The sequence below is a fragment of the Bradyrhizobium sp. MV1.5 genome (genome assembly GCF_055807615.1).
In genome coordinates this window covers 25,520-42,589 of sequence record NZ_JBVVPL010000049.1, presented here as the reverse complement: position 1 = coordinate 42,589, position 17,070 = coordinate 25,520, and the positions used below count along the sequence as shown (strand labels likewise).

The following is a 17,070-nucleotide window of genomic DNA, read 5'->3' as shown; positions in this document are numbered from 1 at the left end:
CAGCGCCGCTCGTCCGCATGTGGCCGCGGGCTCACAGGGACTACCCGCCCTGCCCGCACCTCTCATGCCGACGCTGCTGCGTCCACCGCAAGCCCGGCTCGCAATCAAGACGACAACGAGATCGCCCCTCAAGGATGAGCCGGGATAACCGACACATACGACAAAACCGAATTTCGGTAAAGCGGAATATTTTTGCGTGCGCGGATTGACAGGGGGCGACACAGAGGCGGTCGCATAGCCGGATGGAGCGCAAGCGTAATCCGGGAAGGTGCCGAATGCCGCGCGAGCCGCCCGGGATCGCGCTGCGCTCCATCGGGCCATGTCATATTCGCCCAGCCCTTGCATCCATTATACCAGTTGCCATCCTCACGCACTTTGCCTTACATGCCCGCCAAACTCGCCCGCGGATGATGGCCGGGCTCATCACACAAATCGTCAAAGGGACGAGACATGGCGCGTAACATCCTGATTCTCGGGGCTTCCTACGGTTCCCTGCTGGGCACGAAGCTGCTGATGGCGGGGCACAACGTGACCCTGGTCTGCCGCGCCAAGACCGCGGAGCTGATCAACCGCGAGGGTACCGAGGTGCGCATCAAGTTGCGTGACGAGGCGGTTCACCGCGCCATCTTCTCGCGCGACCTGCCCGGCAAGCTCGACGCCGTGACACCCGCCAATGTGGATTTGTCGCGTTACGACATGGTCGGCCTTGCGATGCAGGAGCCGCAATACACCAACCACACGGTACGCGTTCTCATGGTCAGGATCGCGGCGGCGAAGTTGCCGTGCCTGTCGATCATGAACATGCCGCCGCTGCCCTATCTGAAGCGGATCCCCTCGCTCGCAGACATGGATCTCGAAGAGGCCTACACCAATGCGCAGGTGTGGGAGCGCTTCGAGCCCGGGCTGGTGACCCTGTGCTCGCCCGACCCGCAGGCGTTCCGTCCGCCGGAAGAGGCTGCGAACGTGCTCCACGTCGGCCTGCCCACGAATTTCAAGGCATCGGTGTTCGCGGACGAGAAGCACAACAAGGTGCTGCGCGAGCTCGAAGCCGACATCGACGCGGTGACCCTCGACGGTCACGACGTGCCGGTGAAGCTGAAGGTGTTCGATTCTCTGTTCGTGCCGCTGGCGAAATGGTCGATGCTGCTGACCGGCAACTACCGCTGCATCACGCCGCACGAGCCGCAGTCGATCCGCGATGCCGTGCACGGTGATCTCGCGCGCTCGCAAACGATCTACGAGCATGTCGACGCCATCGCCCGGCGTCTCGGCGCCGATCCGCAGGACCAGGTGCCGTTCGCGAAATACGCCAAGGCCGCCGAGAGCCTGCTGAAGCCGTCATCGGCCGCACGCGCGGTGGCCGGCGGCGCGCCCTTCATCGAGCGCGTGGACCTGCTGGTCAAGCTGATCTCGCATCAGCTCGGCGCGCCCAATGCAGAGATCGACCGCACGGTCGAGACCGTGGACCTGAAGCTCAACGAGAAGATCGTGCAGGGCGGATCGGGCGCGCTGTAGCGGGCCGCGATCCCCCTTTGCCGGACTTCGCGCACCCATCATTGACTGGGCGCATGCCGAGCGCACCGCGCAATGGCGATTTCGCACACCAGCGGGGGAACTGCCGCAAGCGATACCCCAGGACGACGATCCGCAAGCCCCCTATCGGCCCGCACTTCTACGGCAATCGAATCACGCCTGAACTCCGCCGTGGGCAACAACGCATGATTTTCGCCATGGTGCTCGACGCGCCGCGACCGGGTTGTTAAGCCCCAGTCCGCGAATGATGGGACTTGAGTCGGGCATGACGGTTGCGATCGAGATGGGGCAGACCACGGCGGGCGCCGCGGCGGCCATGGACCTCGAGGAACTGCTGGCGACCCGCCTCCTGGTGCAGGGCAATTCGGGCTCCGGCAAATCGCATTTGCTGCGGCGGCTGCTGGAACAGAGCGCCCCCTGGGTGCAGCAAGCGATCATCGATCCTGAAGGTGATTTCGTGTCCCTGGCGGAGCATTTCGGCCATCTCGTGATCGAGGCCGAGGATCACACCGAGCGCGGTCTTCAGGTCGCCGGCGAGCGCGCGCGGTTGCATCGCGTCTCCACCGTGCTCAATCTCGAGGGGCTCGACGCCGAGAACCAGATGCGCCGCGCCGCGGCCTTCCTTGGCGGGCTGTTCGACGTGGACCGCGACCATTGGTACCCGATGCTGGTGGTCGTCGACGAGGCGCAGCTGTTTGCGCCTGCGGTCGCGGGCGAAGTCTCGGACGAAGCGCGAAAATTGTCACTCGGCGCGATGACAAATCTGATGTGCCGCGGCCGCAAGCGCGGGCTTGCCGGGATCATCGCGACCCAGCGGCTGGCAAAGCTCGCCAAGAACGTCGCGGCCGAAGCGTCCAACTTCCTGATGGGCCGCACCTTCCTCGACATCGACATGGCGCGCGCCGCCGACCTGCTCGGCATGGAGCGGCGGCAGGCCGAATCCTTTCGCGATCTCGAACGCGGACAATTCATGGCGCTCGGCCCCGCACTGTCGCGACGCCCCCTGCGTTTGAATATCGGTGCGACCGAAACCCAGCCGCGCAATTCCACCCCGCGGCTGATGCCGATGCCTGAAGCCGCACTCGAAAATATGCGCGCCGTGATCCTGGCCGCGCCGCCGCCCGATGCCAGCCGGCCGCAGCGCCGGCCCGCGCCGGATCTGCTCGAGCAACTCCGCGCCGCCAAGGCTGCGGCACCGGAGATCGGCCCCGAAATGATCGAGGTCCCGACCAGTGCCGAAGAGCTCGCCGAACGGCGCGAACGCGTGGATCGGACCCTTCGTGCCGTGCTCGCCGCGCCCGACGCCGGTTTCCGCGCGGTCGGCGTGTTGTACCAGGAGTTCGTGGTTCGCTGCCGCATCGAGGGGCTCGGCTCGGCGGTGCCCGATCTCACCGAATTCCGCCGCATGCTGACACGCGCACGCGCCGGGCTCGGCGCCGAGCATGCCGAGGACGACGCCTGGCAGGAGGTGTCGCTGCGCGCCTCGATCCTGCCCGACGACATGCAGGGTGTGTTCATGATGATCGCGCGCGCGGCGAAAGAAGGCTGGCCGTGTCCCGGCGACGCCGCCATCGCACGCGCCTACGGCTCGCATTCGCTGCGCCGGGCGCAGCGCCTGCTCGGCTACATGGAAGAGCAGGGCCTGATCGTCTGCCAGCTCGACGGCGCCGGCCGCAGGTTCGTGACGCTGGTGGAATTGGCCTGGGCCACCGCGCCGGGCGATCCCAATGCCGACGATCTGCCGGCGGAGCAGGTCGCGAGCGCGGCGTCGGCCTAGAACGCCCCCACCATGGTCACGCGGAACGTCAGCGGCTCGACCGGGTGCAGCACGGTGTCCATCACGCCGTTCTGGCAGACCGCGGCGGGCGCGGTGCCAGAGGTACAGAGGGCGTAGAGCGTATCGGTTTTCAGCAGCGACCCATAGGCGTAGGTGATCTGGTTCGCCTGCGTGTTGAAGAGATTGAGCACGTCGAGCTGAAGGCGCCAGGCATTGTCGATGCGATAGCCGAGGCGTCCGTTGAAGACGCTGGTCGCGGATGAGCGGAACGCATTGTCTTCCGTCAGTGGGCTCGACGCCAGATAGCGCCAGCGCAAGCCCCCGAACCACCCGGTCTTTTCGCCGAGCGTGATGCCGGCCGTTGCCACCATCGCGGGCGCGCTGGGGATGTAATTGCCGGGCGCGTTGCCGGCCTGCGCCTCCGGGTAGCCGGCGAGCGAGGCGTAGACGTCCGCCTGGTCGCTGTCAGTGCCGCGGAAGCGCGCATGCGTCATCGCAAGATCGGCATCGATATCGATCCATGATCGCGGGCGATAATGGTTGGTCCATTCAAAGCCGTAGCGACGGCTGGCGCGGGTCGCCGAGGTGTCGCCGGCATCGCCGGAAAACAGGATCTCGGACTCCTGATCGAGGATGAAGAGGCTGACCGAGGTGTCGAGGCCTGGAACGGTCCTGCTGCGAACGCCGACCTCCGCGCCCCTGGTGCGCACCAGCAGGGGCGACGGCGAAAGTCTCGCGCTGGGATCACCGGGGTCTTCGATCGTAGTGGCGCCGCGGGCGTCGTTCGAGTGCATGCCGTAGCCCGCGGCGAGGAAGAATTCCGTCTGATTGAACGGACCGAGGACCAGCCTGAATTTCGGGCTGCCCAGCGCGGCGTCGGCACGGCCGGAATTGTTCGAATTGAACAGCGAGGCGACATCGGCAGCGTAGTAGTCGCCGCGCAAGCCGACAGTGGTCCGGAGCCAATCGGTCCAGCGCACGGTGTTTTCGGCGTAGACACCGACGCTGCCTTCGCCGACCTTGTCGCTGCGAACGTTGGAGACGAAGCCGCGCCGAGAATTGTTGGTCAGCGCCAGATCGATCGAATCATGGCGCGATTGCAGGCCGATGGTCGTCTGCATCGGCAGCCCCGCAAACGAGCCGTTCAGCGTGCGCGCGATGTTGGCGCCGGCCATCAGGCGGTCGTCGTGCTGACGGAATTGGTCGCCAAGCACGGGATCGCCAAGGAAGTAGGTGAAGTTGTTGAAGAGGTCGAGCTGGCTCTTCACCACATAGGCGTTGGCTTTCCAGGACCCCACATCGTCGCTCTGCGCGATGCGGGCGGAGAGCGCGAAGCGATTGGTGCTGCCGCCGTCGCTTGGATCTTCCGAGCCGAACCGGTCGAGCAGGCCACGCGCGATCGCGCGCTGCGGCACCTGGTCGGTCGAATTCCATTTGTTCGCATAGGCCATGCCGGTGACCGATACGCCATCCGTCGCGGTGCCCTGGCTGTAGCGTACGAGGCCGTTGAGCTTGCGGACATTGTCCGGATTGTCCCACGGTCCATTATAGGTGCCGATCTCGCCGGCGACGAGCAGCGAGCCGTCCCCGACCTTCGCGGAGTCCATGCCGACAAGGCGGCGATAACCAAAGCTGCCGGCGGTGACCTGGGCGAGGCCCTTGGTGCGGTCGATCAGGCCGATGTGCACGCTGCCAACGGAGGCGAAATCGCCCTCGTCGGCGAAGTACGGCCCCTTGCGCACGTCCATCGCGGCAATGGTCTCCGGGATCAGCCAGTTCAGGTCCGCATAGCCCTGGCCATGCGCGTGGGTGCGCATGTTGACGGGCACGTCGTCGACGGCGATCGCGAGATCGGTGCCGTGGTCGAGATTGTAGCCGCGCAGAAAATACTGGTTGGCTTTGCCCTCGCCCGAATGCTGGGTCACGATCAGCCCCGGCACGGCTTCGAGCGCCTCGCCCGGCCGTGTGAAAGAGCGCGCGTTGATGTCCTCGCCGGAGACGGTGATTTCGCTCGCCATGCCGGGCGGGCCCTTGACGCCGGAGGCGATACCGCCCGCATCCGCCGCTTGTATCGCTGTGGAATCAACAACGATGCGGCCGCCGGACTGGACCGGCTCGCTGGCGCGTCGCGCCACGGCCGGCTTCTTGCGAGGTTTCGTGTCGCCGCCGCTGACTTGGACCGGCGGCAGCTCACGCGAGGCGCCTGTGTTCTGCGCGAAGGCGTCACCGCCACCTGCGAGCAGCACCAAGGCGGAAAATGCCGTCAGCGCTCCGCAGCGTCGACCGGGCTCAGACCGCCTCGGGGGCATCGGCGCATTTCAGGACTTTTGGCGCGGCGCCGCCGCCCAGCGCAAACATGCGCCGATAGAGCACGACCGAGACGAGCCATGCGATCGCGAACAGCGCGATCACGGCGAAACCGACATTGGCGAGCGAGTCGTTGAGCGCATCGACCAGTGCCCACACGCCGCCGGACAGGCCGAGCCGGTCCGCGATCAGCCCGAGCGCCTCGATTCCGCCGATCAACAGCGCCACCGCCACGGAAGCCCCTGTGATCGTGAGGTTGTACCAGAGCTTTCGCAGCGGATCGACGAAGGCCCAGCGATAGGCGCTCACCATCAGTGCGGAGTCGGCGGTGTCGACCAACGCCATGCCCGACGCGAACAGCGCGGGGAAAACGAGAACATCGGCAAACGAAGCGCCGCGCGCGGCTTCGCCGGCGGAGATGCTGAGCAGGCCGATCTCGGTTGCGGTGTCGAAGCCGAGCCCGAAAAGGAAACCGAGCGGATACATGTGCCAGGGTTTTGTCACCAGGCGGAACATCGGGCCGAGCAGCCGGGCGAGGACGCCGCGATTGGCAAGCAGGGCATCGAGGCCCTCCGCATCGTGAATGCCCTGCTCCCGTGCCGCGCGAAACGTCCGCCACAAGCCGGCAAAGATGACGAGATTGATGGCCGCGATCACCAGCAGGAACAGCGCCGAGACCGACGTGCCGATGAAGCCGCCGATCTCCTTGAGCAGGCTGTCGCCACCGAGGCTCACGACGCCGAGCGCGAGCAGCATGGTCGCGACCACGACGATTGTGGAATGGCCGAGCGCGAAATAGAGACCGACACTGCGCGGCGCGCCGCCTGCCTGCATCTGCTTGCGCACGACATTGTCGATGGCGGCGATGTGGTCGGCATCGACGGCATGGCGCAGGCCGAACACCCAGGCGAGCAGCGCGGTCGCCATCACCGTCGGCCGGTCACCGAACGCCGCGAAGGCCCAGGCCCACGCCGCGATGTTGGCCGCGATCAACCCGCCGAACAGCAGCACCATTCGGGGCTCGACCGCCCGCAAAGATAATTTCGTCACGACAATCATTCTGTCCACTGCACGCCTATCGCACGAGCGGTATGATCTTTTCATAAGATGGTCATACTGACCAGTGCAATCCCGGGAAGCCGCTTTGCAGGAATGCTTGTGTCCATCCTTCGAGACGCCCGCTGCGCGGGCTCCTCAGGATGAGGTCTTGTTTCGCTGCGAGATGCCCTCATGGTGAGGAGCCCGCCAACGGCGGGCGTCTCGAACCATAAGGCCGACATCGAGTTAGGCCGCCTCGGAGCCGCCGAGATAGGCGTCGCGGATGCGGGGATCGTCCTTCAGCGCGCGGGCGGAGCCGGAGAGAACGATCTTGCCGGTCTGCAGCACATAGGCCTCGTGCGCGATCTCGAGCGCGAGGCTGGCGTTCTGCTCGACCATGAAGACCGAGACGCCCTCCTGGTTGATGGCGCGGATCAGCTCCAGCACGCGGTCGACATAAAGCGGCGACAGGCCCATGGTCGGCTCGTCCATCACGATCATCCTTGGACGGCTCATCAGCGCGCGCGCCATCGCGACCATCTGCTGCTCGCCGCCGGAGAGCGAGCCGGCGCGCTGCGACAGCCGCTGGCCGAGCTTCGGGAACAGCGTCAGCATCTTGTCGAGATCCTGCGCGATCGCCTCGCGGTCGTCGCGCACGAAGGCGCCCATCAGGATGTTCTCGCGCACGCTCATGTCCGCGAACAGACGCCGCGCCTCCGGCACCGAGGCGATGCCGCGGCGGACGATCTGCGGCGTGGTCAGCCCGATCAGCGAAGCGCCGTCGAAAGTCACGTCACCGGAACGCGGCTTCACGAGACCTAAAATGATCTTCATCGTCGTCGATTTGCCGCTGGCGTTGCCGCCGAGGAGGCAGACGATGTGGCCGCGCGGAACTGATATCGACAGGTCGAAATGCACCTGGGCCTGACCATAGAAGGTATTGACGTCGGTGAGCGCGAGCAGCGCATCGGGAGGCGGGTTCGTCATGCCGCGCTCTCCTGCTTCGTCGTCAGGCCGTGGCCGAGATAGGCCTCGATCACCTTGGGATCGCCGCGCACCGCTTCGCCCGGGCCTTCCGCGATCTTCTTGCCCTCGTCCATGACGATGACGCGATCGGAGAGGCGCATCACCATTTCGAGCTTGTGCTCGATCAGCAAGATCGTCAGCCCTTCGGCTTTCAGCTCGGCGACGAGCCCCTGCATCTCCGTGGTTTCGGTGGGGTTCATGCCGGCGGTCGGCTCGTCGAGCAGCAGCAGGCGCGGCTTCAGCGCGAGCGCACGCGCAATCTCGACGCGGCGGCGATTGGCGTAGGACAGGCTGTAGGCCGGCTGGTCGATGCGCGGCAGCAGCCGTTCGCCGAAGCGCGCGAGAATGACCTTCACGTCCTCGCGCAGCCGCTCCTCCTCGGCCTTGACGCTGGCGGGGCGCAGCAACGCCAACCCCAATTCCAGCAGCGGGCCGATCAGCGGCACGGCCGGCTTGACGGCACGCAGCCGCGTGTGGGCACCGATCAACACGTTGTCCATGACGCTGAGATTGCCGAAGACACGGCCGAGCTGGAACGTGCGCGCGATGCCTTCGGCGGCGAGCCGTTCCGGCGAGAGACCCGTGATGTCCTGACCTTCGAAGCGAACCGTACCGGCGTCCGGCAGGTCAAGCCCGGTCACGAGATTGAACAACGTCGTCTTGCCGGCTCCGTTCGGGCCGATGATGCTGATCAGCTCGCCTTTGGCGAGATCGAGATCGATGGCGTCGACGGCGGTGAGGCCGCCGAAGCGCCGCGTCAGCCCGCGCAGGGACAGCATGGTCGTGCTCATCACATCGTCCCCAGCAGGCCCTGCGGCCTGAACCGCACCAGCAGCAGCAGCACGATGCCGTAGATCAGGATGCGGTACTCCGCCGCGATGCGGAACACTTCCGGCAGACCGACCAGCGCGACCGCCCCGAGAATCGCCCCGACGACATTGCCGAGCCCGCCGAGGATCACGACGGTCAGCGCCAGGATGGATTGCTGCGTGTTGAAGGTCTCGTGGTTGATGTAGGAATAGAGATGCGCGGCGATGCCGCCGCTGACGCCGGCGGAAAAGCCGCCGAAGATGAACGCCAGCGATTTGTAGCGGTTCAGGCTGAGGCCATAGGCTCGCGCGGCGATGTCGTCGTCGCGGATGGCGCGAAAACTGCGGCCGAGATGCGAGCCGAGCAGGCGTCCCTGCAGCAGCGCCAGCACGACCATCACGATGAAGCTGAACCAGTAGATCGAAACCGGGCTGACCAGCTCATAGCCAGCCAGCGACAGCGGCGGGATGCCGGAGATGCCGATCGGCCCGCGCGTGACGCTCTCCCAGTTCAGGATCACCAGCGAGACGATCTCGCCGATCGCGAGCGTCGCGATCGAGACATAGTGCCCGCGCAGCCGGAACGACGGGGAGATCAGCGCCGTGCCCAGCGCAGCGCTCATCAAGCCGCCAGCGATGATGGCAAGGCCGACCGGGACGGCGAACGTGAGCGACAGCAGCGCGGAGGTGTAGGCACCGATCGCGAGCAGCGCGGCGTGTCCCAGCGAGACCTGGCCGATCGTGCCTGCAACCAGGGTGAGGCTCAGCGCGAGCATGCCGAGCAGCCAGGCGTTGATCAGGGTCTGGAGCACGTAGAAGGACACCGGGAGCAGCGGCAGGATCGCGAACACGGCGGCAGCGATCAGCAGAGCCCATCGCGGAATGCGCACCGGGCGGCTCGGCGCGATGAAAGTGCCGGTGAGCGGCTCGGGCGGCGCCTGCCGTGCGCTGGCGAACAGGCCGTTCGGGCGCAGCACGAGCACCACGACCAGCAGCAGGAAGGCGAACAGATTGCGGTAGCTGGTGCCGAACACGGCGACACCGTAGCTCTCGACCAGTCCGAGCAGCAGGCTTCCGATCACCGCACCCGGCACGTTGCCGGCACCACCGACGACTTCGGCGACGACACCCTTGAGCGTCGCCTGCAGGCTCATCGCGGTGTCGATCTGGTTGTAGTACATGCCGACCAGAAGGCCGGAGACGCCGCCGAGCGCAGCCGCAATGCCAAACACCGCCTGATTGACGCGATTGACGTCGACGCCCATCTGCATCGCGGCGTCGCGATCCTGGGCCGTGGCGCGGATGGCCCAGCCAAGCTTGCTGTAGCGCAAGAACACGAACAGCAGCAGCGCGCTGGTGACGCCGACGCCAGCGATGAGCAGATCGAGCGGGCCGATCGTGCCGCCGCCGATCTGGAAGCGGACATCCGGCAACTGGCTTGGCAATGCGCGCGGATTGGGCGAGAAAGTCAGCATCACGAGCTGATCGAGCACGAAGCTGATGCCGATGGTTGCCAGCAGCGGTGCGATGCGCACCGAGTTCTGCAGCGGACGCAGGCCGAACCGTTCGATGATCAGGCCGACCAGCGCCGCCGCCACCGCGACCAGGATGATGGTGAGCGGGAGCGGCGTATGCAGCTGCACCACCGCGACCCAGCCGATATAGGCGCCGACGAGGTAGATCGAGCCTTGCGCAAAGTTGATGAGCCGGCTGACGCCGAAGATCAGCGCGAGCCCGACCGCAACGAGGGCGTAGACGTTACCGACGATCAGCCCGTTGATCGTGTAGTCGAGCCAGGAAGACACGCAGGAGATCCCCTCAGGTCGGCTTGCCGTCCCAGAGCGCGAACTGGCCCTTGCGCACGACGAGCTCGGCGTTCATGGCGCCCTTGACGCGCCGGCTCTCGACGTCGAACGTCGCTTTGCCGAAGATCACGCTCGAGACGTCCTTCACTTTCGTGAAGGCGTCGCGGATCGTGCGCCGGTCGGTGCCGCCGATCTTCACCACGGCAGCCGCCATGTTCATCGCGTCATAGGCGTAGGCGTTGAATGCGTCGGGCTCCACCCCGTTGTATTTCTTCTTGAAGCCCGCGATGAATTTCTGCACCTCGGGGCGCGGGTCTTCCGGGAAGTAGCGCGTGCCGACATGGACGTCCTCGACGGCCTCGCCGCCGAGCTCCAGGAATTTCGGCGAGTAGACCGAGCTCGCGGCGCAGATCACCTGCTTCAGCCCGACCTGGCGCGCCTGGCGCGCGATCAGCGCACCGTCGGAATAATAGGAGATCAGGATCAGCCCGTCCGGATTGGCATCGCGGACCCGCACCAGCGTGGAGCGGAAGTCGCGCTCCTCCGCGATGTAGCCTTCGGTGACGGCGATTTCGGCGCCGTTCTCCTTCGCGGCCCTGACGAAATAGTCGCGGCTGGTGCGGCCCCAATCGGTGTTGAGGTGCAGCACGGCGAGCTTCTTCAACCCGAGACGCTTCACGGCATAGGCCGCCAGCAGCGGCTGCTCGTCAGCCTGGCTGACCGAGGTGCTCCACATGAAGTCGCCGCCCTTGGTGAAATCGGGATGCGAATTGGTGAATCCGAATTGCACCAGCCCGCCGCGCTGATAGATCGGCGAGGCCGCCATCGAGGCGGGGCTGGAGAAGTCGCCAAGCTCCATGACGATCCTGGGATCGGAGACGAACTTCTGAGCGATCGCCACCGACTGGCGCGGGTCGCTCTGGCTGTCCTCGAAACTATAGGCGAGCTTGCGGCCGTTGATGCCGCCCGCAGCCTGGATCTCGTCGAGCGCGAGATCGAAGCCCTGCTTCCATTGCGTGCCATATTGCGCGTTCGGCCCTGTGAGGGGGCCGCTGACGCCCAGCAAAATCGGCTCGGACGATTGCGCAACCGCGGCGCGCGAGAAAGCTGCTCCCGCCATCATGGCAGCCAGCGAGCCCTTGACCAGGGTACGACGATCGATGTTGCTCATGGATGGCTCCATCCTGTCAGGTGTTGAAACAACCAGCAATTTCCATGCCGATGAGATTGGCCTATTTCGAGGGCTCGCCGAGCGACAGCATCAGCCGGTTCGCCCAGTTGAAGAAAGACGCGCCGTTGATGACGTCGACGATCTCCGCATCGTCGAGACCGGCGCGGCGCAGCTCATCGATATTGTCGGGGCCGAACGCGATCGGCGTCGCAGCCAGCGCCACCGACGCCTTGACGACCGCATTCCAGCGCTCGCCGAGATCAGCGCCGACGCCGTCGTCGAGCAGCCGCTGCACATCGTCGCGGCGCTTGGAATAGGTGCTGGCGAAACGCGCATGCACGGAGGCGCAGTAGATGCAGCCGTTGTAGCGCGAGGTCGCAGCCGCCGCGAGCTCGCGCTCGGCGCGCGGCAGGCCGTCGGCAACGTTGTAGAAGATGTCCTTGTCGGTCTTGGTGCGGGCCTCCAGCACCTCGGGATCGCGCACCAGCAGGCGGAAATACTCGGACTTGGAACGGGACCGATCGACGAGGCCGGCGAAATGCCGCTCGGTCAGCTCGGCTTCGGGCAGCGGATCGATCCACGACACCCAGCCCAGTTCATCCTGGGTGAAGACGACGGGCGGATTGACATTGTTTACAGCGCTCATGATGCAGCCTCCTTACGCGCCGGCCGCGGCGTTCGCGGTGCGCCCGAGCGAGGCACCGAGCACGCGCAGTCCGGTGACGACGCGCACCTGGAACGACAGGAACGCAACGAGCTGAGAGAACGTGACGATGCCGGTGTTCGACCAGCCGGCGGCGAGCAGAGCCTTCATGTCTGCTGCAGCCGCATCGCGCGGGCGGAACACCAGCAGATGCGCATGTTCGAAAGCCGCAGCGAGCCGGTCCCCGAGATCGGGCTTGCGCTCCGCGCTGACGCGATAGATCAGGCCGGCCTTGCTTTCGACCGACAGGGGACCAGCTGGAAACGCGCCGTAGGGGCCCGAGGTCTCGCCGCGCGCGATTTCGGCCTCGACCGCCTCGACCAGGCGCGCGCCATCGGCGGTCGCAGCTAACTTCGCCCGATAGAAGCCGGCCATCGTGGGCTCGCGGTGAAGACCGATCACGAAGAGCGCGACCGCGGCGCGCTCCATCAGCGAGACATCGCCGGCGTCCACCGGCTCGAACAGCGAGAGATAGCTCTTCTGCGCATTGTCGCGCGCCTGCAGGCGGCGCCCGCGAATGGTATCGAGCGCCGAACCCGGTTCGATCCCGGCGAGCGTATCGATGATATCCTTGGTACCCATCATTGAGACTCGTGCCACGCAATTCCGTTCATTCCGACTAACCCGCCAGTGCCACGTCGGGTGCGGTCCGCGCCCAGCCCAGCGCCGGCGCAACCTTCTCCGCGACCAGCTCGATCGAGCGCAGGATATGGGGATGCGGGGCATCGACCGAATGCGCCTGGAAGACGAGATCGGTCACCCGCTCCAGCGTGGCGTCGGCGCGGAGCGAAGCGATGACGTCGTCGGCCGCTCCGACATGGGTGTCGAACGCCGCGATCATCTCCTCGAGCGTCTCGCCCGGCTTGGCGTGGCCGCCCTTGAGGAATTGGGGCAGCGCGCGCCGCAGCCCGATATCGGCAAGGCGCATCGCCTCAGTGCGGTCGTCGGCGACGAAGACGGTGCGCGAAGCCATGATGCGGGGCTCCCGTCCCGGCGGCAGCGCTTCGAGATAGGCATCGATCACCGGATTCTGAATCTCGGCCAGCGTTGCCTTCGGCGCCTCCTTGGTCCGAGGCTGGGTGCGCGACAGCAACAGGCCATCGCCCGCCTTGCCGGCACGCGCGCCGCCCGCCACAGAGAACGTCGCCTGCCAGATCCGGTTGTCCAATTGCGGCCGCTGCGGATAGAGCGTGTCGCCACCGTCGAGCGGCTTGCCCACCAGCGCGGTGCGGACGATCTCCAGATTGCGCGCAAAGATCTCGTTGCGCTGGGCGCTGTCGAGGCCAAAGGCGGCAAAGGCCGAGGGATTGCCGCCGGTGCCGACACCGAGCTCGAAGCGACCGTTGCAGAGCAGATCGAGCACCGCGGCGTCCTCAGCCACGCGTACCGCATTCTCAAGCGGCAAGGTGACGATGCCGGTGCCGAGCCGGATGCGCGAGGTTTGGGCTGCGACGTAACCGAGAAAGGTGAAGGGCGACGGCAGGCCACCCTCGCGCTCGTGGAAATGGTGCTGCGCAATCCACGCGGAATCGAGGCCCGCCTTCTCGGCGCGCACGATCTGCTCAGCCGCGAAGCGATATCGGTCGGCGGGCGGGGCCTCGTCGAGCAGCCGCGTGAAAAAACCCAGGCGTTTCAGGTTTGCTAAGCGTTTCATACGACCCCTGTCGGACGAGGATGGATCCCGATGATGTCGGTTGCCGCAGCTCCAGACAAGCGGGCATTGCGCAGGGCTCATACGCAAGCCTGCCCGCCGGGATCGTCCCGAGCTGAACTTTGGTTGGGCAGATTGCCTACCAGCTCGGCAGCACCGCGCCCTTGAACTTGGTCAGGACGAACTCCTTGACCTCCGCCGTGTGGTAGCTGTCCACCAGGATCTTGACCCAGGGCCTGTCCTTGTCGGCGGCGCGAACGGCGATGAGATTGACATAGGGCCCCTTCGGGTCCTCGCGCAGGATCGGGTCCTTGACAGGATCGAGACCCGCCTGGGTTGCGTAATTGGTGTTGATCGCGGCAGCGTCGACGTCGTCGAGCGCGCGCGGCGCCTGGGCCGCGTCGACCTCGATGAACTTCAGCTTCTTGGGATTCTCGGTGATATCGAGCACCGTCGGCTTGAAGCCCGTGCCGTCCTTCAGCTTGATCGCACCCTTGTCGCGCAGCAGCAGCAACACGCGGTCCGCCTTCTGGTTGCCCAGATAGGGCTGATTCTGGAACGAATTGGCCTGGATCTCGCCGACATCCAGCGCGGCGTTCGGCACGACGTAGTCGGAGAATTCGATGAGCTGGATGTCGAGACCCTGCTTGGCGGCGATCGGCTTCACGGCCTCGAAGATCTGGGCCTGCGGCCCCGGCGTCACGCCGATTTTGATGGTCTCGCCTGAAGCGGCGGCCGACCAGGCGGCGAGCACGGTCGCAAGGATCAGGGGGAGGCGAAACGACATCTTGGTCTCCATGACTCGGCGGAAATGATTGGCACCGTATTCGCTTCTCCGCAGCGCGAAATCAATGAAATGGAAATCCATATTGGTCTCCTGGCGCGGACGACGCTTCTCCGTTCGTCCGCATGTGGGGAACGAAGGCACCTGCGCAAGCGTGAGGCGCATCACGGCAAAACAGCACGGATCGTTGTCCTAGCCCGATGGAGCGAAGCGTAATCCGGGGCGCCGCCTGCGCGGCAGGACCTATCCTGGTTTGCGCTCGGCTCCATCCCGGCTTCAAACCTCCGCACATTCGTCATTTCGCCGCAGGGTTTTCTGACCCTGTCGGCATTGCCGCCTCGCCCTCGATGAAACATGATGGGCCTGGCCAGTGACGACAAGTCTGTAAAGTGGGGATCATCCGATGAACGAGAACGAAATCCGCAAGTCCATCGCGCAGGTGAAGCAAGGCACGCTATCGCGACGCTCGTTCATGCAGACGATGGCTGCGATCGGGATCGCAGCGCCGGTCGCGAGCCAGATCCTGGTCTGGAACGACGTGGCGATGGCGGATGCCACCCTGCCTTACAAGCCGACCAAGGCCGGGGGCGGCGGCCCGCTCAAGATCCTGCTCTGGCAGGCGCCGACGCTGCTCAATCCGCATTTCGCGCTCGGCACCAAGGACCAGATCGCCTCGCGCGTCTTCTTCGAGCCGCTCGCCGGCTGGGACAAGGACGGCAACCTCGTCCCCTGCCTTGCGGCCGAGGCTCCGTCCAAGCAGAACGGCGGCCTTTCGCCGGACGGCCTGAGCGTGACCTGGAAACTGAAGCAGGGCGTGAGATGGCACGACGGCAAGCCCTTCACCGCCGACGACGTCATTTTCACCTGGCAATACGCCTCGGATCTCGCCACGGCGGCGTACACCACCGGTTCATACAAGGACATCAAGGTCGAGAAGGTCGACGACTACACCGTCAAGGTACTTTTCAAGGCCCCGACCCCATTCTGGGCCGACCCCTTCGTCGGTTCGGTCGGTCCGATCCTGCCCAGACATCATTTCGGCGACTATGTCGGCGCGAAGTCGCGCGAGGCGCCCGGCAATCTGAAGCCGGTCGGCACCGGTCCCTACAAATTCGTCGAGTTCAAGCCCGGGGACCTGATCCGAGCCGAACGCAATCCCGACTATCACGTCAAGAACCAGCCGCATTTCGACACGCTCGAAATCAAGGGCGGCGGCGATGCGGTGTCCGCGGCGCGCGCCGTGCTGCAGACCGGCGAATATGACTTTGCATGGAACATGCAGGTGGAGGAGGAGGTCCTCAAGCGCATGGAGGCCAGCGGCAAGGGCAAGCTCGACGTCACGCCGTCAGGCAACGTCGAGTTCATCATCCTCAACACGACGGACCCGTGGACCGAGGTGGACGGCGAGCGCTCCAGCCCCAAGACCAAGCACCCGACGCTGTCTGATCCCGCCGTTCGTCGCGCGATCAACCTGCTGATCGACCGCGAGTCGATCCAGAAGTTCATCTACGGGCGCGGCGGCGCCGCCACCGCGAGCTTCGTCAACGCACCCAAACAGTTCAAGTCGCCGAAGCTGAAATTCGAGTTCGACATCGACAAGGCCAACAAGGTCCTGGATGAAGCCGGCTGGGCCAAGGGCGCGGACGGCATTCGCGAAAAGGACGGCAAGAAGCTCAAATTCGTCTTCCAGACCTCGACCAATGCGCCGCGTCAGAAGACGCAGGCCATCATCAAGCAGGCCTGCCAGAAAGCCGGCATCGAGATCGAGATCAAGGCGGTCACGGCATCGGTATTCTTCTCGTCCGACGTCGGCAATCCCGACACCTACTCGAAGTTCTATGCGGACATGGAGATGTACAACACCACGCAGCCGCAGCCCGACCCGGAGCGCTTCCTGAACCAGTGCGTCTCCTGGGAGATCTCCAACAAGGACAACAAATGGCTCGGCCGCAACGTCTCGCGCTGGTCCAATCCCGAGGCCGACAAGGCCTACAAGGCTGCACAGAACGAACTGGATCCGGTCAAGCGCGCCGCGTTGCTGATCAAGGTGGACGAGACTTTTTGCGAGGCCAACGTGTTCCTGCCGCTTCTATCCCGCAACATCGTCAACGCGGGGGTCAACAACCTCATGGTCGACATGTCGGGATGGGACGTCACGACCTGGAATCTGGCGAGTTGGTACCGCAGCTGACGCCTTCCATCTCAGTGCTTGCCAGTTCAATCCTTGCCAATTCAATCCCCGCCGGCGAATTGACGGTCGAGGTTTGACGCCGTGTCGGCGCTTCTCAGCCGTTTCATGAGCTCATCCCTCTCCTTGCCGTCGGGCAACGACTCGGCCTTTTTGCGGATGGTCCTGGTGAACTCCGCAAGCCGCTCTTGAAGCGTGGTGGTTTGCTGAACGCGACGCCGCCTGAGCACGATCGGGTCTCCATGTCACGGCACCACGCGGTGCCTTTCCGGATTGCC

At 65.3% G+C, this 17,070-nt stretch carries 13 protein-coding genes; 3 read left to right on the top strand and 10 right to left on the bottom strand.

Annotation, left to right across the window (positions count from 1 at the left end; all coding sequences use genetic code 11):
* Positions 1-450: 450 nt before the first annotated feature.
* Positions 451-1,515 (top strand): ketopantoate reductase family protein, encoded by a 1,065-nt coding sequence (locus AC0L2J_RS30295; protein ID WP_007595931.1) that lies wholly within the window; start codon positions 451-453, stop codon positions 1,513-1,515.
* Between the two features lie 283 nt (positions 1,516-1,798).
* Positions 1,799-3,310 carry an ATP-binding protein gene (locus AC0L2J_RS30290; RefSeq protein ID WP_007613978.1) on the top strand — a complete coding sequence of 504 codons (1,512 nt, stop codon included), beginning with the start codon at positions 1,799-1,801 and terminating at the stop codon, positions 3,308-3,310.
* Here the strand turns inward: AC0L2J_RS30290 and AC0L2J_RS30285 are convergent.
* The 10 genes from AC0L2J_RS30285 to AC0L2J_RS30240 all read right to left on the bottom strand — a co-directional run bounded on the left by AC0L2J_RS30285 (position 3,307) and on the right by AC0L2J_RS30240 (position 14,619).
* Positions 3,307-5,619: a TonB-dependent receptor gene (locus tag AC0L2J_RS30285; protein WP_473395442.1), complete on the bottom strand. Its 2,313-nt coding sequence runs from the start codon at positions 5,617-5,619 to the stop codon at positions 3,307-3,309. The genes AC0L2J_RS30290 and AC0L2J_RS30285 overlap by 4 nt on opposite strands.
* Positions 5,600-6,631 carry a HoxN/HupN/NixA family nickel/cobalt transporter gene (locus tag AC0L2J_RS30280; protein ID WP_007613981.1) on the bottom strand — a complete coding sequence of 344 codons (1,032 nt, stop codon included), beginning with the start codon at positions 6,629-6,631 and terminating at the stop codon, positions 5,600-5,602. The genes AC0L2J_RS30285 and AC0L2J_RS30280 overlap by 20 nt, the downstream gene beginning before the upstream one ends.
* A 270-nt stretch (positions 6,632-6,901) precedes the next feature.
* Positions 6,902-7,642: an ABC transporter ATP-binding protein gene (locus tag AC0L2J_RS30275; RefSeq protein ID WP_473395441.1), complete on the bottom strand. Its 741-nt coding sequence runs from the start codon at positions 7,640-7,642 to the stop codon at positions 6,902-6,904.
* Positions 7,639-8,472: an ABC transporter ATP-binding protein gene (locus AC0L2J_RS30270; RefSeq protein ID WP_063995050.1), complete on the bottom strand. Its 834-nt coding sequence runs from the start codon at positions 8,470-8,472 to the stop codon at positions 7,639-7,641. Before AC0L2J_RS30270 ends, AC0L2J_RS30275 begins: the two co-directional genes overlap by 4 nt.
* Positions 8,472-10,295 carry an ABC transporter permease gene (locus AC0L2J_RS30265; protein ID WP_473395440.1) on the bottom strand — a complete coding sequence of 608 codons (1,824 nt, stop codon included), beginning with the start codon at positions 10,293-10,295 and terminating at the stop codon, positions 8,472-8,474. Before AC0L2J_RS30265 ends, AC0L2J_RS30270 begins: the two co-directional genes overlap by 1 nt.
* A 13-nt stretch (positions 10,296-10,308) precedes the next feature.
* Entirely contained in the window at positions 10,309-11,466 is a 1,158-nt protein-coding gene (locus tag AC0L2J_RS30260; RefSeq protein WP_063996834.1) for an ABC transporter substrate-binding protein, read from the bottom strand.
* Positions 11,467-11,527: 61 nt separating this feature from the next.
* Complete coding sequence (locus tag AC0L2J_RS30255; protein WP_007613993.1) at positions 11,528-12,112, bottom strand: alkylhydroperoxidase domain protein; 585 nt, start codon at positions 12,110-12,112, stop codon at positions 11,528-11,530.
* Positions 12,113-12,124: 12 nt separating this feature from the next.
* The gene (locus AC0L2J_RS30250) at positions 12,125-12,751 is read right to left on the bottom strand and encodes a CMD domain protein (protein WP_473395444.1); all 627 of its coding nucleotides are present in this window, start codon (positions 12,749-12,751) and stop codon (positions 12,125-12,127) included.
* A gap of 37 nt (positions 12,752-12,788) precedes the next feature.
* Complete coding sequence (locus tag AC0L2J_RS30245; protein ID WP_473395438.1) at positions 12,789-13,823, bottom strand: putative FMN-dependent luciferase-like monooxygenase; 1,035 nt, start codon at positions 13,821-13,823, stop codon at positions 12,789-12,791.
* Positions 13,824-13,959: 136 nt separating this feature from the next.
* Positions 13,960-14,619 (bottom strand): MetQ/NlpA family ABC transporter substrate-binding protein, encoded by a 660-nt coding sequence (locus AC0L2J_RS30240; protein ID WP_473395443.1) that lies wholly within the window; start codon positions 14,617-14,619, stop codon positions 13,960-13,962.
* 388 nt (positions 14,620-15,007) lie between these two features.
* Here AC0L2J_RS30240 and AC0L2J_RS30235 point away from each other — a divergent pair, with 388 nt between their 5' ends.
* Entirely contained in the window at positions 15,008-16,795 is a 1,788-nt protein-coding gene (locus tag AC0L2J_RS30235) for a peptide ABC transporter substrate-binding protein (protein WP_473395437.1), read from the top strand.
* Positions 16,796-17,070: the final 275 nt, after the last annotated feature.